Here is a 20,259-nt window from a genome sequence, read left to right as displayed (position 1 = left end):
ATTTAGCCGTGCGTCACGAACCACTCATCGAGCCGCGCTTCCAGCGCCTCGACGATCGTTTCGTCATCCAGTTCCTCGATCACCTCGGCGACGAACGCCTTGACGAGCAACCCCCGCGCGCTCTTTTCGTCGACGCCGCGCGCCATCAGGTAGAACAAATGGTCGTGGTCGATCTCGGTGACCGTCGCGCCATGGCCGCAGACGACGTCGTCGGCAAAGATCTCGAGCTCCGGCTTGGTCGAGAACTCGCCATCGTCCGACAAAAGCAGCGTGTTGCAGGCCATCTTGGCGTTGGTCTTCTGCGCATATTGATGGACATTGATGCGGCCCTGGAACACGCCCCGCGCCTTGCCGGTCACCACATTGCGGATGACTTCGGTCGATGTCGTATGCGGCATGGCATGGTCGAGCACCATGGTGACGTCGGTATGAGTGTCGCCGGCCAGAAGATTGATGCCGCGCAGCTTGAAGTCGGCGCCTTCGCCCGTCGTCTTGACCATGATTTCCTGGCGCACCAGCCTGCCGCCGGCGTTCATGACGAACAGCGTCAGTTTGGCATCCTTCCCGATATGGGCCTTGAACTGCGCCAGATGTGTCGCCGTATCCGGCTGCTCCTGGACGATCAGCCAGGTCACCTCGGCGCCCTCGCCAAGCACGAGCTGGCTGACCGAGCTCGTCAGCGCCGCGCCCTCGCCGGCCTGACGCTCGACGATGACCGCCTTGGCGCCGGTGCCAACCCGCACCGGCAGGCGCACATGGGTCTGGCCACCGGCCTGCAGGTTCTGCAGCTCGATCGGCTTTTCCAATTCGGCACCATCGGCGATATCGACAAAATAGCCGTCGGCAACGAAGGCCGTGTTCAGCGCGCCGATGGCATCGTCGCTGCCATAGGGATCGAGCCCCGGCGCGATGCTGCCGTCGGTCAGCTTTTCGGACAGACGCTGGACGCTGACGCCGTCGACGACCGGCGCCTTGGCGCTTGATACCCCGTTCAACAGGGTCAGAACCGTCGAACCGTCAACGATTGGCGCGATGGCTTTGGCGGCGGCGGCCGGATCGAAGTCCGGCACCGCACTCAACAGCCGGCGCAGGTCGGTATAGTGCCAGGATTCGATGCGCCGCGTTGGCAGGCCGTGCTTGACCGCCTCGATGGCGTCGTCACGCTTCAGCATCACCGCGCCGTCTCCCGGCAAAAGCGACAGCCGTTCGCCGAAGGCGTCGATCAACGCTGTCTCGGCCGGTGTCCGCTGCGGTTGTGTGTGCATATTCATCAGTCTCGCCTGTCTTTTGGAACAAAATGACTTGGCATGTTACGCGGCTTGCCCGATGACGCCGGCATAACCGTTGGCCTCGAGGTCGAGCGCCAGCGACTTGTCGCCCGACTTGATGACCTGGCCCCTGTAGAGCACATGCACGCTATCAGGCACGATGTGTTCGAGCAGGCGCTGGTAGTGGGTGATGACCAGGAACGCCCTGTCCGGCGAGCGCAGTGCGTTGACGCCATCGGAGACAATCTTCAGCGCATCGATGTCGAGGCCGGAATCGGTCTCATCGAGCACGCACAGTTTCGGCTCCAGCAGCTTCATCTGCAGGATCTCGGCGCGCTTCTTCTCGCCGCCGGAAAAGCCGACATTGAGCGGCCGCTTCAGCATCGCCATGTCCATGCTGAGCGAGGCGGCGGCTTCCTTCACCCGCTTCAGGAATTCCGGGATCTTCAGCGGTTCCTCGCCTCGCGCCTTGCGCTGCTCGTTCATCGCCACCTTGAGGAATTCCATGGTCGCCACGCCCGGTATCTCCATCGGATACTGGAAGGCGAGGAAGATGCCGGAAGTGGCGCGCTCGGCCGGGTCCATTTCGAGGATCGACTGGCCGTTGTAGAGGATGTCGCCCTCGGTCACCTCATAGTCCTCGCGGCCGGCAAGGATGTAGGAGAGCGTCGATTTGCCCGACCCGTTCGGTCCCATGATCGCGGCGACCTCGCCGGCTTTCACCGTCAGGTTCAAGCCCCGAATGATCTCAGTGCCGTCATCGACGATGCGGGCGTGCAGGTTCTTGATCTCAAGCATTTTTGTTTCCTGAATATTTGTCCGGGCCGGTCAGCCCACCGAGCCTTCCAGCGAGATGCCGATCAGCTTCTGCGCCTCTACGGCAAACTCCATCGGCAGCTGCTGGATGACATCCTTGACGAAGCCGTTGACGATCAGCGCGATGGCTTCCTCTTCCGGGATGCCGCGCTGCATGACGTAGAACTTCTGGTCCTCTGATATTTTCGACGTCGTCGCTTCGTGCTCGAACTGCGCCGTCGAGTTCTTGGCTTCCATGTAAGGCACGGTGTGCGCGCCGCACTGGTCGCCGATCAGCAGTGAGTCGCAATTGGTGAAGTTGCGGGCATTGGTCGCCTTGCGGTGCGCCGAAACCTGGCCGCGATAGGTGTTCTGCGAGAAGCCGGCGGCTATGCCCTTGGAGATGATGCGGCTCGACGTGTTCTTGCCGAGATGGATCATCTTGGTGCCGCTATCAACCTGCTGGTAGCCGTTCGACACGGCGATCGAATAGAACTCGCCCGAGGAATCGTCGCCGCGCAGGATGCAGCTCGGATATTTCCAGGTGATCGCCGAGCCGGTCTCGACCTGCGTCCACGAGATCTTCGAACGATGGCCACGGCAGTCGCCGCGCTTGGTGACGAAGTTGTAGATGCCGCCCTTGCCCTCGGCGTCGCCGGGGTACCAGTTCTGCACCGTCGAATATTTGATCTCGGCATCGTCGAGCGCGACCAGTTCGACCACGGCGGCATGCAACTGGTTCTCGTCGCGCTGCGGCGCCGTGCAGCCCTCGAGATAGGAGACGTAGGCCCCCTCCTCGGCGATGATCAGCGTGCGCTCGAACTGGCCGGTGTTCTTCTCGTTCATACGGAAATAGGTCGACAGCTCCATTGGGCAGCGCACGCCCTTGGGCACGAAGACGAACGAGCCGTCGGTGAACACGGCCGAATTCAGCGTGGCGTAAAAATTGTCGGAGGTCGGCACGACCGAGCCGAGATATTTCTTGACCAGTTCTGGATGCTCGCGGATCGCTTCGGAGATCGAGCAGAAGATGACGCCGGCCTGCGCCAGCTCCTTCTTGAAGGTGGTGACGACAGACACGGAATCGAACACCGCGTCGACTGCGACGCGGCCCGATTTGTAGACATTGTCGCTGACTTCCTCAAGCTCCGAGGCGTCGGCCTTCTGCACGCCGGCGAGGATTTCCTGCTCCTTCAACGGAATGCCGAGCTTCTCGTAGACTTTCAAGATCTCGGGATCGACGTCGCTGAGCGAAGTCGGTCCGGGCGTGCTCTTGGGCGCCGCGTAATAGTAGATGTCCTGGAAATCGATCTTGGGATAGTTGACGCGCGCCCAGGTCGGCTCTTCGAGCGTCAGCCAGCGGCGATAGGCTTCGAGGCGCCATTCCAGCATCCAGGACGGCTCGTCCTTCTTGGCCGAAATGAAGCGGATGATGTCTTCGCTCAGGCCCTTGGGAGCCTTGTCGACAGCGATCTCGGTCTGGAATCCGTATTTGTATTGGTCGACGTCGATCTTTCGGACCCGATCGATCGTGTCCTGCACAGCAGGCATATGCGTTCTCCATCCACGCCGGGGTCAAGGCCCGACAGTTTTCAAACTATGGCACCGCCGAATGAGCAGCGTCCGCGGCAGCGTAAGTTTCATATAGTGCGCCTCGACCGGAAATTCACCGGCCAGCATGAAACGCACGGCTCTACCAGGCCGAAGCCTGATCCTTTTTCTCAAGCATCGGATTTCCCGGTCCGATGCTCCAACCGCTACGCGGCCTTCTCTCTACCCGCCCGACGCGCGGCAATGCTTGCCAGCGCGGTGCGGAACAGTTCGATATCCTCGTCGGCGGTCGCGGCACCGACCGATACGCGCAAGGCACCAAGGCTGTCGCCGTGTCCCATGGCCTTCAGCACATGGCTCGGCCCGACCTTGCCCGACGAGCACGCGGAACCGGCGGAAAGCGCCACGCCCGCCAGGTCGAAGGCGATCTGGGCGGTTTCGGCTTTGACGCCGGGAATAGCGAAGAATGTCGTGTTGGCAAGCCTTGGAGCGCCGGCTCCGAAGATTTCCACGTCCGGCACCAGCCTCTTGATTGACGTTTCGAGCTCATCGCGACGCTGACGCACGGCGCCGATAGCCTCCAACCCGGCCAGCGCTTCTCGCGCGGCGGCGCCAAAACCGGCGATGCCGGGCAAGTTCTCGGTGCCGCCACGGTGGCCCTTTTCCTGACCGCCGCCATTGATCAGCGGCCTCGGCATCATCAGGTCGGCAGCGGCAACGATGGCGCCGGCGCCCTTGGGGCCGCCGATCTTATGCGAGGACAGAATCACATAGTCGGCGTATCCGGCCGACATATCGATGGAAACGCGACCCGCGGCCTGAACGGCATCGACGACAAGAATGCCGCCCGCCGCCCTGACGATCTCCGCGATGCGGTCGATGGGCTGGATGACGCCGGTTTCGTTGTTGGCGGCGTGGATCGCGACCAACGGCAAGCCATCGGCCTTGTCGTGACCGCCGAGCGCTGCCGTCAAGGCGTCGAGACTGACGATGCCATCAGCGCCGACACCGAACCGCGTCACCAGGTTTGCCGGAAAGCGTCCGCCATTCAGCAGGCACGGATGGTCGGCCTCGCAGACGTAGAGCCGGCTCATGCGAATGGCGCCGCGCCCCATCTGCCAGTCCGGCGTCAGCAGTGTCGAGGCGGCCTCGGTCGCACCCGAGGTGAAGACGACATGTTCGGCCTTGCCGTTGACCAATGCCGCCACGTCGCGCCTGGCATTGTCAACCAGCCTGCGCGCGGCGCGCCCCTCGGCATGGACCGACGAGGGGTTGGCTGCGTCAAACGCCGCGACCATGGCCTCGCGCGCCGCTGAAAGCAGCGGCGCGCTGGCATTATAGTCGAGATAGGCGCGTTTCGCGGCCATTTTCGTCCAGTTCTTCCCGTCAAAAGCCATTCCGCCGACGTATGGCGTTATTTCCTTGAAATTCCAAGGCAAGCCGTCCTATTTACGCGGCTTGCAGCGAGTGCGACCGGGCGATTGCGTTTCGGCCACCCAGTTTTGAACAATTCTAAACTAGCTTCTAGGAAGACGCTCGCCCTGCGTCAAGGTCTGTGGAAGCGGGGCCAGAGCAAGAGTTCCGGGCGCCGCGCATTTGTATATGTCACGTGGAGTATTTCATGCCTGAGGTCATTTTTACCGGTCCGGCCGGCCGCCTGGAGGGACGCTACCAGCCCTCGAAGGAAAAGAGCGCGCCGATTGCCATCGTGTTGCATCCGCACCCGCAGTTCGGCGGTACGATGAACAACAAGATCGTCTATGACCTCTTCTACATGTTCCAGAAGCGCGATTTCACCACGCTGCGCTTCAATTTCCGCGGCATCGGCCGCAGCCAGGGCGAGTTCGACCACGGCACCGGCGAGTTGTCGGACGCGGCGGCCGCACTCGACTGGGTGCAGTCACTGCATCCGGATTCCAAGAGCTGCTGGGTGGCCGGCTATTCCTTCGGTTCGTGGATCGGCATGCAGCTCCTGATGCGCCGGCCCGAGATCGAGGGCTTCATCTCGATCGCGCCGCAGCCCAACACCTATGATTTCTCCTTCCTGGCGCCCTGCCCGTCCTCGGGCCTGATCATCCACGGCGATGCCGACAAGGTAGCACCGCCGAAGGATGTGCAAGGCCTGGTCGACAAGCTGCACACGCAAAAGGGCATCACCATCACGCAGAAGACCCTGCCCGGCGCCAACCATTTCTTCGCCAACGACGCCGATGTGCTGATCGAGGAATGCGCCGACTATCTCGATCGGCGGCTGGCGGGAGAATTGTCCGATCCGAGGCCGAAGCGGCTGCGTTAAGACATCAGGCGATCCGTATCCCCGGGCGCGGGCGGGCAAGGCCCGCCTCCTCCACATGAGGCCGCCGCGGTGCGGACGGTCCGGTAGCGACCTATTTTTCCGGGGCAATAAGCCGGAACGATGGCTTGCGGACCGGCAATCCTGACGGTGCCGGCCGGAAGATGAAGCCGAGCCTGGCAAAGACCAGTCCGCACGCCAGCGCGAAGGCGCAGCCGAGGCCGAAGCCGGCAACGGTGTCGCTCGGATAGTGCGCGCCGACGAAGACCCTGGTCGAGGCGATGCAGGCCGTGACCACCAAAGCGATGTACCAACGCCGCGGAAACAAAAGCAGCAGGATGCCGAACACGGCACCCATCGTCGTGGCATGGCCGGACGGAAAGCCGGCAAAGCGCGCATCGAAGGCAAAAGGGTGCAGCGCAAGGACACCGAAATCCTGAAAATAGAGCGGGCGGGCCCTGCCAATGGCATATTTGAGGACATTGACCGTCAGGCCGGACAGGCCAACGGCGCTCAGCACCAGGAAAGCCAGGCAGGTCCAACTGTAGACCAGCATCAGCGCGCGCCGCGAAAGGCTTCGCCAATCCGTCAGATTGGCCGCGACAAGCAGCAGCGCGGACGGGACGAGATACCAGCCGCCCAGTCCGAACTGCGTGAAGAACTCGGCAAGCCTGGCGGCGCCCGCCGACCACTGGCCATGTGCTACTCCTGCCGGCGTATCGAGACGGACAAAGGCCGCGGCCGTCAGAAAGACCCAGACCAGGCCCCACGCCCACCATGCGATGTTGGGATTGCGAGCGGGGCGAACGGCAAGGCGCCGTCTGGCGATCTGCAGGGTGTCACGAAAATTGCCGAGGGACCGGCGTCCTATCCCGAGGAGCGAACCGTAAACTGGAGGGCGCGGTTTCACGAGCATTGGGAACTCGACCCCATCATCGAAGTCATTGCGCTATACGGTAGAGACCGAGCGACAGTTTGTCTCCCGACGAATAGTTGAGGCCGTCGACTTCGGCGAGGCGGTTCGCCGACTTGCCTTGCACGGACAGCATGCCATTCAATTTCTGCTCGTCGCCGATCGGCACCAGGCCCAAGGAGCAAGCGGGATCGCCGAGCAGATGTTCCGCCACGCCCCCGACATCGGTCAGCACCGTTTTCGTGCCGACCAAGAACACCAGGCTCGGCTCCTGATAACGCGCCGAGGCCAGCACGGTCGTGTCGCAAGGTTTGTTGGCGCGCACCGCGTCCCTGATTGCCGGGCTCAGCCAGATCGGCTTCAGGGACGGGGCGATGACGCCGAACAGCAAGGCGTAGGCGATGCCCGCACAGGCGGCGGTGGCGCCGATGCGGGGCAGCGGCACCTGCAACTGCCGCGAACACGCGAAATAGCCCGCGCCGAGTGCGGCCGCGGCCGCCGGAATGCTCCACCAGGAGAAAGTGTGGGTAAGGTAGATCGGCGCTGCGATGCAGACCGCCGCCAGGCCCAGGCTGACCACGACAAGACCGAATGCGGTCGACCACCACAACCATTGCTGCCAGCGCCTGAGCGGCGCATTGGCGTCCTGCGGCTGCAATGTCAGCAGCCAGCCGATCAGCAGCGCCATGCCGGGATAGGCGGGCAGGACATAATGCGGCAGCTTGGTGGGAATGAGTTCGAAAACGAGCCAGAACGGAATGTACCAGGCGAGGCAGAAGCGCAGCCTGACATCGCCGCGCATGCGGTTGAGGGCCTGCAGGCCAGCGCCTACCGCGATCAGGCCGAACGGCCACATGAACAGCGAATAGGTCAGCATGTAGAAGCCGGGCGGCAGGCCGTGCGATTCCGCGCCCGACGCGACCTTGCCGAGCATGTCCTTGCCGACGGCCTGCTGCAGGAAAGCACCGTGGCTCTTCCAGGTGATCGCGGCGAGCCAGGGCAGAGCAATCACCAAGACGAGTAGCAGGCCGCGCCCAACCCTGAGCTTCGACAGCCAACGCCCGTCGCGCTCGAAGGCGAACAGCACGGCGATGGTCAGCGCCGACAGCAGCGGCGCGATCGGCCCCTTGATCAGGATCGCGGCCCCTTGTGCGATCCAGAAGATCCACCAGAGATGGCCGGCGACCGCTTCCTTGCGGCGCGATGCGAGATAAATCTGCGCCAGCGCGCCTTGCGCCGCAACGCAGCAGGCCAGCAGCATCGCATCGGTCTTGGCGTCGCGGCCCTCGAAAGCGGTGGCGAAGATCGCGGCCATCACCAGGCCGGCCGCGATGCCGGCATTGGCACCGAAAAGATTGGTCCCTGTCCAGGCGATCGCCAGCACGGCAAGGGCAATGCCAAGTGCCGAAACGGTGCGATAGACCCAGATCGGTGCCTCGGCCCCCTGCCCGCTCAGCGCCACGGCCGCCGATTGCAGCCAGTAGATGCCGATCGGCTTCTGGTAGCGCGAGGTCTCCTGGAGGCGGATGTCGACATAGTCGCCGCTCTCGACCATCTGCTTGGAGGCCTGGACGAAGCGGGGCTCGTCGCGGTCGACCGGCGGCATGGATGCCAAGCCTGAAGCCGTCATCACCAGGCTGAACAGGAAGAGGAAGATGTAGTTCCTGTTCAACGCCATTTTTGCGTCTCTCCGATCATTTCTTTTTGGGCGGTTGCTCAATCGACCTTGGTCATCGCCGCCTTGCGCTCATTGGCGATCAGCCAGAGATTTCTGATATAGATGAACATGCCCATGGCCTGCCCGGCGATGAACACCGGATCCTGGCGCTGGATGGCATAGATCAGAAGCAGGCCGCCGCCGAACAGGGAGAAGAACCAGAAGGCCACCGGCACGACGCTGCGCTTGGCCTTTTCCGAGGCCAGCCACTGCACGACGAAGCGCATGGTGAAGAAGAACTGGGCGACGAAGCCGAGCAGGATCCACGCATCGAACTGCTTGATGAAAACCTGATGAAGCCAGGTTCCCAGTTCCTGAAGCACATTAAACACGCTTGATTTCCTCTATTTTTGGCATTCTGCGGCGCCTGCGGCGCAACCACCAGACACCGCAGAGATCGAGCACACCCTGCAGGCCGCGATCGAAAATGCCGTAATTCGATTTGCCGTGCCGGCGCGAGCGGTCGACGACGTCACAATGGACGACGCGATACCCCTCCTGGATGACCAGGGCCGGGACGAAGCGATGGGTGCCGTCGAAGAACGGCAGTTTGCGCAGGATATCGGTATGAACCGCCTTCAGGCCACAGCCGGTGTCGCGCGTCTCGTCATGCAGGATGGCGTTTCGCAGCCAGTTGGCGAAACGCGACGCCAATTGTTTGACCTTGCTGTCGCGGCGCTTGAGGCGCTGCCCTTGCGCGGCGCCGAAATCGGGCCCGGCTTGGCGCAGCGCATCGACCAGCACCGGAATGTACTGCGGATCATTCTGACCGTCGCCGTCGATGGTCACGACGATGCCGCCGCGTGCCGCCCAGGCGCCCGAACGCACCGAAAGGCTCTGGCCGGCGGACTTCCGATGCCGCAACTCGCGTAGCGGAAACGGGCGTCGCGCCGCCTGTTCGGCGAGCACGGCAGCCGTCTCGTCGGTCGAGCCGTCATTGACGATGATCAACTCGAAGTCGCGGCCGGCCATCGCCGCCTCGATCTCGTCGATCAGCAGTGGCAGGTTTGCCGCCTCGTTCCTGCAAGGAATGACAATGGATATCAATGCGTCCGGCATGTCGCGTCGGGGCTCTGTCGTCGGATATGGCATTTTATGGATGCCGTGCGGTGCCGCTTGAGGTCGTGGACTGTTAGAACCTTGTGGCGCGGCGCCTCATTACGCCAGCCGAAACGATGAAGCAAGCATTGCGGCCGGACCGCCGCTGGCACCATCCGCGCGGCCGCAAAACCGGAATCCACTTTTGCTGATCGCCAACTCTTGGTTGGCGCGCGATCCGGCGCAAAACCGGAATCCACTTTTGCTGATCGCCAACTCTTGGTTGGCGCGCGATCCGGCGCAAAACCGGAATCCACTTTTGCTGATCGCGCTTGGGTGCTAAACGCGCGCGTTCACATATGCCCGCCACGGACCGTGGCGTACGCTTCGGGAAAGAAAACATGCCTGCCTTCAAATCCGATTTCCTGCGCACGATGAGCGAGCGCGGTTTCATCCACCAGACCTCGGATGATGCCGGTCTCGACACTCTTTTCGCCAAGGAAACGGTGACGGCCTATATCGGCTTCGACGCCACGGCCAAGAGCCTGCATGCCGGCTCGCTGATCCAGATCATGATGCTGCATTGGCTGCAGCAGACCGGCCACCGGCCGATCGCGCTGATGGGCGGTGGCACGTCGATGATCGGCGACCCCTCCTTCAAGGACGAGGCGCGCAAGCTTTTGACGCCTGCGGATATCGACGCCAATCTCGCCGGTATCCGCCGCAACTTCATGCCCTACCTCAAATTCGGCGGCGGTCCGAACGACGCGGTCATGATCAACAATGCCGACTGGCTGATGGAGATCAACTACGTCAATTTCCTGCGCGATGTCGGGCGGCACTTTTCCGTCAACCGCATGCTTGCGTTCGATTCCGTCAAGTTGCGGCTCGATCGCGAGCAATCGCTGTCGTTCCTCGAATTCAACTACATGATCCTGCAGGCCTATGATTTCGTCGAACTCTACAAGCGCCTCGGCTGCCGCCTGCAGATGGGCGGCTCCGACCAATGGGGCAACATCATCAACGGCATCGATCTCGGCCGCCGCATGGAGGATGCGCAACTCTACGCACTGACCACGCCGCTGCTCACCACCTCGTCCGGCGCCAAGATGGGCAAGTCGGCATCGGGCGCGGTCTGGCTCGATCCGGAGATGTTGAGCCCCTACGAGTTCTGGCAGTACTGGCGCAATACCGAGGACGCCGACGTTGCCCGGTTCCTGAAACTCTACACCACGCTGCCTTTGGAAGAGGTTGCACGGCTCGAGCGGCTGGGCGGTTCCGAGATCAACGAGGCAAAGAAGATCCTCGCTACCGAGATCACCGCTCATCTGCATGGCCGCGCGGCCGCCGAACAGGCCAGCGAGACGGCGCGCAAGACCTTCGAGGAAGGCGCGCTCGCCGACACATTGCCGACCGTCGAGACGGACAAGGCCGCGCTCGAAACCGGCGTCGGCATCCTGTCGCTGTTGGTCAGCGCGGGGTTGGCTTCATCCAATGGCGAGGCACGGCGGCACATCCAGGGTGGCGCCGTGCGCCTGAACGACCAGCCGGTAAGCGACGATCGTCGAATGGTCACGCTTGAGGATTTGAGTCCGGAAAACGTCGTAAAGCTTTCATTGGGCAAGAAAAAACACATCTTGGTGCGACCGGCCTGAGTACCCCTCACCGGTATTCAAAGATCGACCTGAATATCCCCGGCGCGATCACCGACAGCGGGTTGACGTCGAGCACCGGCTTGTTGGCATTGCCCCTGAGCCGGAAGGTGACGCCGATCAGGCCGCGGTCGCGACCATTGCCCAGAAGCGCGCCGACGATGGGCAGTTCGCCGAAAATGCGGTTGAGGCCGTAGACCGGCATGAAGGTGCCGGTCATGTCCATATTGTTGTTCTGGTCGTAGAGGATGCCCTGGAACGTCGTGCCGATGCGCGGGCCACGCAGCACGCCATTGGTCAGCTTCAGATAGCCGCTGCCCTTGTCGATCTCGGCGTAACCACGTTCGAATTTCACCCGCGACGTGTCGAGCTTGCCCTTCACCGCCTGGTTGAGGCTGCGGCTGTCGCCGGCCGGCGTGGTCGAGACGATGGAGGCGAGCTTGGGTTCGTTGACGACGAAGAAATTGCTGGTGTCGACCTTGCCCTTCATCGGTCCGTCGCTGGCCCCCGTCAGCGCCAGCGCGATCGACCCACCTTCCATGTGCTCATAGATGTTGAGGAACCGCAGGATCGCGCCGGCGTCCGCCGACTGCACGTTGAGCGAGCGCCTGCCGCCGCCGGTGGTGTTGCTGATGGCGATGGCTGCGCCGGAACTCGCCGTCGCGCTGACCTTCAGTCCGTTGACCCTTGAACCAGCCGCACTGTAATCGAGCTTCAGGTTGGACAGTTGCTCATCGTGGAAGCCGGTCAGCTGATCGACATCGGCGCTGACGGAAATGTTGTCTGTTCCCGTCGTCTTGGTTGCGGTGTCCACATCGGACGTGAACTGCTTGATGAGCGAACGAGCGTCGAGCGCGTTGCCAGTGATGTCGACCGCATAGCCCTTGCCCGATCGCTTCACCGAAACCGCCACGTCGTCGCCCCTGTTCAAGGTGACCTTGCCGAACTTGGCCGAAGACAAGGCGCCGTTGACCAGCACGATGCTGCCGTCGACGGAGAACGTCTTGCCGTCGAGCTCGAAGTCGGACAGCGTCGTGGTGTCGCCGGACTTGGTCATGACGAATGTGGCGCTGGCGGGAACCCCCGCCCCCTTGCTCCAGCCGGCCCAGGGAATGTCCAACCTGGCATTGGTGAGGTCGGCCGACACATTCTGGTTGCCGCTGCCGCTCTTGTCGATCGCGACCTTCACCGTTCCGGCAAGCAGCGGCGTCAGGCCGGGCATGGCGGCGGCGCGGATCTTGTCGTCGAGTACTAGGGCTACCTTGCGGCTGCGCGCCGGCCCGTCATCCGCCAGCGGCTCGACGAGATCGAGTTCGGCCGGAATGCCGTTCAGCGATGCCTTGGCCGAAATGACAGCCTTTTGCGGGTCGACGGTGATCGAGCCATCGGCATCGGTCACGGCCTGTCCCTCGAACGGCTTGGCCAAGGACAGGCCGGTGTAGTCGAGCGACACCAGCCAATCGAGCTTCGCGGTGTCGACGCCCGACTGCAGCGGAATGTCCGCCTTGACATGGCCGGTGACGCCGCCGGAAAGGTCCTCCGGCAGAATGCCGACATGGCGCATGGCATTGATCGGTTCGTAGGATGCAAGTTCGGCGACGGCAGACGCATCGCCGGCAACGTCGATATCGAGAGCGCCGATGACAGGGGGGCGATTGGCTGCCTTGACGGCCAATGTCCCGTTGCTGGCCGCCACCACGCGGCCACTGGGCATGAAGACGGTGCCCGACGACAACGAAATGTCGACGTCGTTGCCGTGGAATCCGACGACGCCCACCGCATCGCGTATCGGCGGAATGCGGCCGGCCGTGTCGAAACGCGCCCCCTCGATCTGGAAGCGGCCAAAGACCTCGTCGGCTGAAAGCGGCACGCCATTGCCGAGGCGGTCCGGCACCACCTGGAACTGGAGATTGGCGTCGACCACACGGCCGCCGAACAGGTTGTCCAGACACCAGAGCCGCGCATTGCGCGCCGAAAACCACGGCCACAGCTGTTTGACATGCGAGACCGGCATGTCATGGATGTTGAGCGCCAGATTGATCCCAGGAGCCTTGCCGTCGACGAATTGCATCGCCGCGGTGCCAAGCACCTCGCCGGAACCGGCGGACCGAACCGCGATCTGCTCGGCCACCAGTTTACGGCTTTGCGGCTGGTAGACGCCGGCGATCCGCGCCAGGAAGATCAACGCGGGCTCAGGCGATTCCGATGGCGCCAAGGTCGAACCGTCGCTGGTCAGGTCGTAACGGTAGGAGGGTTCCTCGCCCGCCACCCCGGTTGCCGGTTTTGGCCCGATCGAGCCGCCGAAATCGAATGAAGACCGGCCGGTTTTCAGCAGCAACCTGTCCACCTGGATCTTGTTGGAGCCGTGGACCAGCGTCGCATTGACATCGGTATCCGCCGGCAGCAGCCCGCGCGTGCCAAGATCCAGCACCGACCCGGTGGACGAAAGGGCGGCCATCAAGCGTGATGCGGTGGCACCTGAGCCTTCCGATCCTGTCAGCTTCAACGCGACGGCACCAAGCTTGCCGGAGCCGGCAGCAGTGTCACCGGCATCCGCCAGATTGATGCTGACATCCAGGCTTATCACCCGATGCTCGGCGATATCGCGGGTGGCGGAGGCGGCAACGGTGACAGTCCTGCCGTCGACATCCGCCTCGGAGGTAAACTCCATGCCGCCCGGCCCCGACTGAACGACGGTGGCGTCGGCGATCTTGAGCAGTTTGATCGATCCGGCGTCGGGCAGCACGAACTCGACATTGCTGAGATCGATGCGGCGCATCGAATCCTCCCGCACGGCGTCGAGGGCGCGATGGATGTTGCCGAACACCGCGTCCGACAGTTTTTCCGGATCGACGAGGCCGTTCTCGTTGCGCAGCGCCGCGGTCCAGTCGCCGCCGGACGGCATCGCCGCCATGACGATGCGGGCATCGGAGATCCTGGCGCTGGTCAACCGCACCTCACCCCATAGCAGCGGCACGAGACGCACGCCAAAGCGCACACGACCGGCATCCGCCATCGGTTTGCCGTCTGATGTCTTCAGGCTGACATCGCTCACCTGGAGGGCGACGAAGCTCGAACTGTCGAGCGTGATGCGGGCTGGCCCGACCGCGACATTGACGTCGACGCCCGCCAGCCTCTCTATGGCGCTCTCCGCCTCGACGCGCAGCCTGTCCGAACCGATGCCGGAAAGGCCGATGAGATAGATGGCGACCGCGGCCAGCAGCATGAATGCGACCACGCCGGCAAACACGCGCGAAAGGATGCGAAAGCCGCGGCCGATCGCCGCCTGGCCGAGAGGCGGGACGCGGCACGCGGACGGCAAGGCTCCCAGGTCGGTGATTTCGTCCCGCCTGAACCGGATCTTCTCGTGCTGCGGTTGGTCCTGATCCACGCAATCTTCCGTTGTACAAACTCGCTCGTGGACGAATCCCCGCTCGACACTATATCGGTGTGGCTTCGCGCGTAACCTTAAACAAGGGCATCGATATGGCTGACCTGGAAGTAGGCGATCCCGCGCCGCAATTCGATCTGCCGCGGGACGGCGGCGGATCGCTCAGCCTGGCCGCATCCGCCGGCAAGCCGGTCGTGCTCTATTTCTATCCGCAGGACGACACGACAAGCTGCACGCAAGAGGCGATCAGCTTCTCACAGCTGAAGCCGGAATTCGAGAAGGCCGGCGCCGTCGTCATTGGCCTGTCGCCCGACAGCGCCAAGAAACACGACAAGTTCAAGTCGAAATACGATCTTACCATCGATCTTGCCGCCGACGAGGAGCGCAAGGTGATCGAGGCCTACCATCTATGGGTCGAGAAATCGATGTATGGCCGCAAATACATGGGCGTCGAGCGGGCGACGTTCCTGATCGGCCGTGACGGGCGGATCGCCAGGATTTGGCGCAAGGTCCGGGTCAAGGGCCATGCCGAGGCCGTGCTGGAAGCTGTTCGCGAGCTTTGAGCGTCGCCGAAGCCCACCAAAGCAATCGACAATTATGGTCGCTACTCGTCAGGTGCCTCGGCCTTCGGCTGCCGCCCAGTCCTCCAGGATTTCGAAACATGGCTCACATGATCGGCCAGCGCGGCGAGATGACCACGCAGGCCGCGCGCGCCCATCATCGATGACAGCGTGACTGATTGCGTGGCGAAGCGCCGCTTGAAATCCTCGCCGCCGCAGAGAAAATCAATTGTGGCAAGGCCGCGGTCGAACGACCACTGGATATAATCCATCATCAGTACCATACCCGGCGAGCCGCGCTCATATTCGGGATCGTAGGTGGTGACGAAAGCCATCATCGTGCCGTGCTGCTCGAAATTGATCGAGACGGCGACGATCGTGTCGTCAAGCTCCAGCACGAAGATGCGCAACAGCCCGAGGTCGGCCAGCACCGAAATAAGCGCGGAGAGAACTGGCGAGCCCTTATCGAATAGATCCGAGGCGCGACCATGCCGGGCGAGCCAGAGGCGCTTCAACGTCGCGACCCGCTCGAGCACCGGCTCGCGCGGGTCCTCCGCATCCAGGAGCCGGAAACGCAATGCACCGCTCTCTTCCATGGACTTGCGGCCACGACGATAGTTCTGCCGGCCCTTCTTGGACAACGTCTCGAACCATTCCGCCCCACGTTGCCAGGGACCCGCAACACGATAGCTGATTTCAGTGCGGTGGTTGCGCCGAAGCGCCTTGCCATGGGCCGGTCCCAACAAGGCATGAACACCGGCATCCGGCAGCAGACGGTTGAGATAGATCAGGTCGAAGCCGCCCTGGTCAAAAACATACTGCCAAAGGCCGGAGATCGCTCGCGGGTCGCTGTCGGGTGCAACCAGCGCGTCGCCATAGTCACTGTGATCCTTCGCCGCCCATTCGAGCATGCGGATGCCGGAGCGCTTGAAGGTCGCGAGCGCTATCACGCCATCGAGCCGGTCACCGTTCCAGGCAAGCCCGATCCTGAGCGTGCGCCGCTCCTGATGCGGGGTGGTGCGCCACCAGGCCGCAATCCAGTTCGGATGCTGGAAGACAAGCCCGCCAGCCCGCTGCCAGAGCGCACTCCAAGCCGGTGCGATCTCGGCCAGGCGCACCGCCGATGTCACGACTTCGAAGGTGCGTGTCCGCGGGATCGCGAGCACAACGGGAGCGTTCATGGCCGTGTTCCTTCCGATGACCGCGCGGTTCTTGGCCGTGGCTTTCCTGGCCGCATGCGCCTGGCGATATGCCCCCACATCCGCTTCAACGGCATGACGTAGAGCCCGGCGAGCGACTGGTAGTCACGCACATCGCGGTCGACCAGCCCGAACTTGAAGTCCTCGTCGGGCCTCGGCACACACAATGTTCCGAAGAGCCGATCCCAGAACGAGAAGAGCAGCCCGAAATTCTTGTCGTAGTGGCGCGGATCGACGCTGTGATGCAACTGGTGCCAATGCGGACACAGGATCAAATTGTTGAGCGGGCCGAACGAGATCTTGAAATGCGTGTGCCTGACGAAATCCATCATCAGTATGTTACGCATGACATAGACGTTGACGCCAAAGACGGTCAGTTCGACAAGGTTCAGCGAAATCAGCGACCAGATGCCGAAGCACAGCCCCACGATGAGGCCGTCCCAGGCTCGGTTCATCAACTCGTCCAGCGGATGGACCCTGTCTTTGGTGATCCCGACCATCACCTCGGCCGAGTGATGCACCTTGTGCAGTTCCCAAAGCAGCGGGTAGCGATGCTGGGCGACGTGATAGAGATAATAGGAGATGTCGTAGGCCAGCAGCATGCTGACGGTGAAGATCAGCACCGTTACCGGCCCTGCCGGCCCCTCGATCAGAGGCGGCTGAAACTGGAACAGTGTCGAAAACAGCCAGTTGGTTCCGTAGCCCACCGCCGTGACGAAAACGATTCCGGCGGGGAGCATCAGGAAAGGCATCAGGGCCTTCTTCGTCACCCAGAACAGCAGGTCGGCCTTCGCCGAGGGATGGGTGATGACCTCATGCGGGATGACGAACTCGAAGAACTCCTTCCAGCTTTTCTCCTCGACCGTGCGCCAATAGGCCACGAGCGCGCTGACAAGGGCAGTCAGCAGCAAAAGCCCGGTCGCCAGCAGACTGGTGGCCGAAATCTTGTCGAGGATCTTGCCAATCAGATCGTTCAGCATCCCTACCGCCACGGTGAATCCGAAGTACCAGCACGCCTTTACTCGAAAAACGTCAATTAAATGCAATCGAAGACAGTTAAGAAACCTAAGCCTTGCTCTGCGGGCGACAGGCCACTGCTGGCGGAGCATTGGTGCTCATCACCGACGATTTCGCGACATGGCGGCCGCACCCCGGCGGTTTTCATGCAACCTCTTGCGCGCGCTGCGTGCATTCGGCGCGACGCAGCGGATAAGGCAAGCCTTTGTTAACCCTAATAATGTGTAATCAGGCTGTCGTGGTGTCGTAAACGAAAGCTTGGTCCCGTGAACGTAACCGGTCAGTCCGCAGTCTTCGGCAGGCGCAAGGAACCCCATACGGTCATCATCGCCCGGGGCAACGAGATCAGGCACTTCACGATCCGCCCCTGGCTCGCGGCATTCATAGGTTCGGCACTCGCCGCCATTGCCATCGGCTATCTCCTGGCCACATCCTATCTTGTGCTGCGCGACGACCTGATCGGCGCCACCACCGCGCGCCAGGCGCGGATGCAGCAGGCTTACGAGGACCGCATTTCGGCGCTTCGCGCCCAGGTAGACCGCATCACCAGCAGGCAGCTGCTCGACCAGCAATTGATGGAAACCAAGGTCAGCGAACTGCTTCAGCGCCAGAGACAGCTCAGCCAGCGGCATGGCCGTCTCGGCCCGCTGTTCGAACGTGCCGAGAATGACGTTGGAACGGTGCCCGCGGAAGATCCGGCCGCGACCGCCAAGCCGGACAAGCCCGCCGAGGTGACCGGCAGCATCAACCAGCCCGCGCAGACCTACGCGGTCGCCGGCCTGGGCGCCGACCTCGGCAGCGCCGACACAAGGCCCTTCTCCTTGTGGTCGACCCGCGCCGATCCGCTGCCCAGCGATTCATCCGCCGATCGTGCCGACAAGCTGTTCGTTTCGATCAACCAGTCGCTGAAATCCATCGAGAATGATCAGCTCAGCCGCATCAGCACGCTCGCGGACAATGCCTACAAAAGCGCAGATGCCATCCAGCAGGCGCTGCAGGCGGCCGGACTGCCGGTCGACAGCGATTTCGGCAAGAACGAAAGCGATGTCGGCGGACCGTTGATCCCGCTCGACTCCTCGATGATCTTCGACAGCAAGGTCAAGGAACTGGACGAGGCGCTGGACACGCTCGATCAGCTGAAAAAGGAAGCGCGCCGGCTGCCGCTCGCCAATCCCGCCCCTGGCCACTCCGTCACCAGTCCGTTCGGCGTGCGTACCGATCCCCTTCTCGGCACGGCCGCGCTGCATTCGGGAATGGACTTCAGGGCGCCCATCGGCATGGCCGCCAAGGTCACCGCACCCGGCATCGTGACCAAGGCCGGCTGGAACGGCGGCTATGGCCGCATGGTGGAAGTCGATCACGGCAATGGCTTTGCCACCCGTTACGGGCATCTGAGCGAAATCGACGTGACCGTCGGCGAGAAACTGGACGCCGGCGCCATCATCGGCAAGACCGGCAGCAGCGGCCGCTCGACCGGCCCGCATCTGCATTATGAAGTGCGGCACAATGGCGAGGCGATCGATCCGCTGCGCTTCCTGACCGTCGGCAGGAAAGTAGCGCAATATCTTTAGCAGGGCAACCGCTCGCCTGCGGGCTGAATCCGGAGCCGCCGGCCGGGGCGCGCCTCTCCCTCGCCAGGCAGTTTTCCGCACGTCGTCAAATCGCTGACGGCCATCCGCCAACGGCAGGACCGCAAGCGGTCGCTTCTTAGTCTCATCCCTAATCCACACCGAAGGTGAGACCCAATTGGGGTCGGCAACTCGGTCCGCGTCCCGATTATTTTTGAATTCCATTTGACTGAATAAATATTTGATGCGAACCTCACGTCAAGCAGGGGCGCAAGGCATGGCATTGCGGGGGACCAATCAGGAGTTCGGGCGGCCGTACAACCGGCGCATCGTACTTGAGTCTATCCGCCGTCATGGCCCGATCGCCCGTGGCGACATCGCCAGGCATGTCGGGCTCACCGTCCAGACCGTGTCGACCATCGTTCGCGAACTGGAGGAACAGGGCTACATCCTGTCCGTGCGCGAAGAGCCGAAGGGCCGTGGACTGCCACCGGCGACGCTGCGCATCAACCCGGAAGGCGGCTATGCCGTCGGCATCCATCTGACGCCGCTTGGAATAGACGCCGCACTGATCAATCTCAGCGGCGACGTCATCGAGAGTACACGTCGCGAAGCGCCCAACGCGGCGCCCGATCATGCGTTCGAACAGATTGGCGCCATGGTCCGCGGCCTGACGGGCAAGCGGCCCGGCGGCCGCGTCATCGGCATCGGCATGGCGCTTCCCGGCCCGTTCGACGTGGACTCCATGAGCTTTGTCGGCCCGACCACGATGACCGGCTGGAAGCATGTGGCGCTGCGTGAGCGGCTGACGGCCGCGACGGGATTGCCGGCGTTCTTCGAGAGCGACATGGCCGCCGCCGCGATGGGCGAGCGGCTCTATGGCATCGGTGCCCGCCATTCCGACTATTATTATCTCTATTTCGGCGTTGGGCTTGGTGGCGCCATGATGCATGACGGCAGCGTTCTGCGCGGCGCCTGGGGCAATGCGGGCGAGATCGGCCATATTCCCGTGGTCCCCGAAGGCGAGCTTTGCCCCTGCGGCAACCGAGGCTGCCTCGAGCGCTACCTCTCGCTCGAAGCGCGGGGCCGCCGGGCCGGCAATGACGCCGATTGGGTGGCGCAGGTCGGCCCGATCTTCCGCAACACCATCGCCATCATCGAAAACCTCTTCGACCCAGAGACGGTCGTGCTCGGCGGCCTGGCGGCATCGGAGTTGCTCGAACGCCTGGCAGACGCGGCCGAACCGCTGCACAATTCGGTTTCGGCCCGCGCGGACCGCAAGACGCCGCGCGTCGTC

At 62.9% G+C, this 20,259-nt stretch carries 17 protein-coding genes; 6 read left to right on the top strand and 11 right to left on the bottom strand.

Translation table 11 applies throughout. The features are described 5' to 3' along the window. Positions 1–2: 2 nt before the first annotated feature. The 4 genes from sufD to O7A61_RS18795 all read right to left on the bottom strand — a co-directional run bounded on the left by sufD (position 3) and on the right by O7A61_RS18795 (position 4,981). Positions 3–1,271 (bottom strand): Fe-S cluster assembly protein SufD, encoded by a 1,269-nt coding sequence (sufD, locus tag O7A61_RS18810; protein WP_337131082.1) that lies wholly within the window; start codon positions 1,269–1,271, stop codon positions 3–5. A 39-nt stretch (positions 1,272–1,310) separates the two neighbouring features. Next, positions 1,311–2,066 (bottom strand): Fe-S cluster assembly ATPase SufC, encoded by a 756-nt coding sequence (sufC, locus tag O7A61_RS18805; protein WP_027143656.1) that lies wholly within the window; start codon positions 2,064–2,066, stop codon positions 1,311–1,313. Positions 2,067–2,096: 30 nt separating this feature from the next. After that, positions 2,097–3,614, bottom strand: a complete 1,518-nt coding sequence (gene sufB / locus O7A61_RS18800) for a Fe-S cluster assembly protein SufB (RefSeq protein WP_337131081.1) — start codon at positions 3,612–3,614, stop codon at positions 2,097–2,099. Between the two features lie 206 nt (positions 3,615–3,820). Next, positions 3,821–4,981, bottom strand: coding sequence for a cysteine desulfurase family protein (locus O7A61_RS18795; protein ID WP_337131080.1), 1,161 nt, complete (start codon positions 4,979–4,981; stop codon positions 3,821–3,823). A gap of 254 nt (positions 4,982–5,235) precedes the next feature. Here O7A61_RS18795 and O7A61_RS18790 point away from each other — a divergent pair, with 254 nt between their 5' ends. Beyond that, positions 5,236–5,910 carry an alpha/beta hydrolase gene (locus O7A61_RS18790; RefSeq protein WP_027028091.1) on the top strand — a complete coding sequence of 225 codons (675 nt, stop codon included), beginning with the start codon at positions 5,236–5,238 and terminating at the stop codon, positions 5,908–5,910. Between the two features lie 91 nt (positions 5,911–6,001). Here O7A61_RS18790 and O7A61_RS18785 read toward each other — a convergent pair whose 3' ends face one another. The 4 genes from O7A61_RS18785 to O7A61_RS18770 are packed head-to-tail and all read right to left on the bottom strand — an operon-like array spanning position 6,002 to position 9,596. Next, a complete protein-coding gene (locus tag O7A61_RS18785; RefSeq protein ID WP_027143653.1) occupies positions 6,002–6,823 on the bottom strand; it encodes a phosphatase PAP2 family protein in 822 nt (273 codons plus the stop codon). A 25-nt stretch (positions 6,824–6,848) separates the two neighbouring features. Next, positions 6,849–8,498: an ArnT family glycosyltransferase gene (locus O7A61_RS18780; protein ID WP_337131079.1), complete on the bottom strand. Its 1,650-nt coding sequence runs from the start codon at positions 8,496–8,498 to the stop codon at positions 6,849–6,851. 38 nt (positions 8,499–8,536) lie between these two features. Further along, on the bottom strand, positions 8,537–8,869 hold the full coding sequence (locus tag O7A61_RS18775; RefSeq protein WP_010909058.1) for a lipid-A-disaccharide synthase N-terminal domain-containing protein: 333 nt from the start codon (positions 8,867–8,869) through the stop codon (positions 8,537–8,539). Further along, entirely contained in the window at positions 8,862–9,596 is a 735-nt protein-coding gene (locus tag O7A61_RS18770; RefSeq protein WP_337131078.1) for a glycosyltransferase family 2 protein, read from the bottom strand. The genes O7A61_RS18775 and O7A61_RS18770 overlap by 8 nt, the downstream gene beginning before the upstream one ends. A 184-nt stretch (positions 9,597–9,780) precedes the next feature. On the opposite strand from O7A61_RS18770, the gene O7A61_RS18765 reads away from it, so the two are divergent. Continuing rightward, on the top strand, positions 9,781–9,918 hold the full coding sequence (locus O7A61_RS18765; protein ID WP_337131077.1) for a hypothetical protein: 138 nt from the start codon (positions 9,781–9,783) through the stop codon (positions 9,916–9,918). Between the two features lie 58 nt (positions 9,919–9,976). Next, positions 9,977–11,230 (top strand): tyrosine--tRNA ligase, encoded by a 1,254-nt coding sequence (gene tyrS / locus O7A61_RS18760; protein WP_337131076.1) that lies wholly within the window; start codon positions 9,977–9,979, stop codon positions 11,228–11,230. Between the two features lie 7 nt (positions 11,231–11,237). Here tyrS and O7A61_RS18755 read toward each other — a convergent pair whose 3' ends face one another. Then, positions 11,238–14,618: a hypothetical protein gene (locus O7A61_RS18755; protein WP_337131075.1), complete on the bottom strand. Its 3,381-nt coding sequence runs from the start codon at positions 14,616–14,618 to the stop codon at positions 11,238–11,240. A 95-nt stretch (positions 14,619–14,713) separates the two neighbouring features. Here O7A61_RS18755 and O7A61_RS18750 point away from each other — a divergent pair, with 95 nt between their 5' ends. Continuing rightward, positions 14,714–15,181: a peroxiredoxin gene (locus O7A61_RS18750; RefSeq protein WP_140506416.1), complete on the top strand. Its 468-nt coding sequence runs from the start codon at positions 14,714–14,716 to the stop codon at positions 15,179–15,181. Between the two features lie 41 nt (positions 15,182–15,222). Here the strand turns inward: O7A61_RS18750 and O7A61_RS18745 are convergent, their stop codons facing one another. Beyond that, positions 15,223–16,359, bottom strand: a complete 1,137-nt coding sequence (locus O7A61_RS18745; RefSeq protein ID WP_337131074.1) for a GNAT family N-acetyltransferase — start codon at positions 16,357–16,359, stop codon at positions 15,223–15,225. Further along, positions 16,356–17,357: a sterol desaturase family protein gene (locus tag O7A61_RS18740; protein ID WP_027143647.1), complete on the bottom strand. Its 1,002-nt coding sequence runs from the start codon at positions 17,355–17,357 to the stop codon at positions 16,356–16,358. Before O7A61_RS18740 ends, O7A61_RS18745 begins: the two co-directional genes overlap by 4 nt. Positions 17,358–17,660: 303 nt before the next feature. Here O7A61_RS18740 and O7A61_RS18735 point away from each other — a divergent pair, with 303 nt between their 5' ends. Next, the gene (locus O7A61_RS18735) at positions 17,661–18,965 is read left to right on the top strand and encodes a M23 family metallopeptidase (protein WP_337131073.1); all 1,305 of its coding nucleotides are present in this window, start codon (positions 17,661–17,663) and stop codon (positions 18,963–18,965) included. Between the two features lie 274 nt (positions 18,966–19,239). Continuing rightward, positions 19,240–20,259: ROK family transcriptional regulator (locus O7A61_RS18730; RefSeq protein WP_337131072.1), on the top strand; the 1,020-nt coding region annotated here is incomplete at its 3' end.

The organism is Mesorhizobium sp. Cs1321R2N1 (assembly GCF_037179725.1).
In the GTDB taxonomy this organism is placed as follows: Bacteria; Pseudomonadota; Alphaproteobacteria; order Rhizobiales; family Rhizobiaceae; genus Mesorhizobium; species Mesorhizobium salmacidum.
Note: the sequence above shows the minus strand (reverse complement) of the source record. Positions and strands in the feature narration are given on the sequence as shown.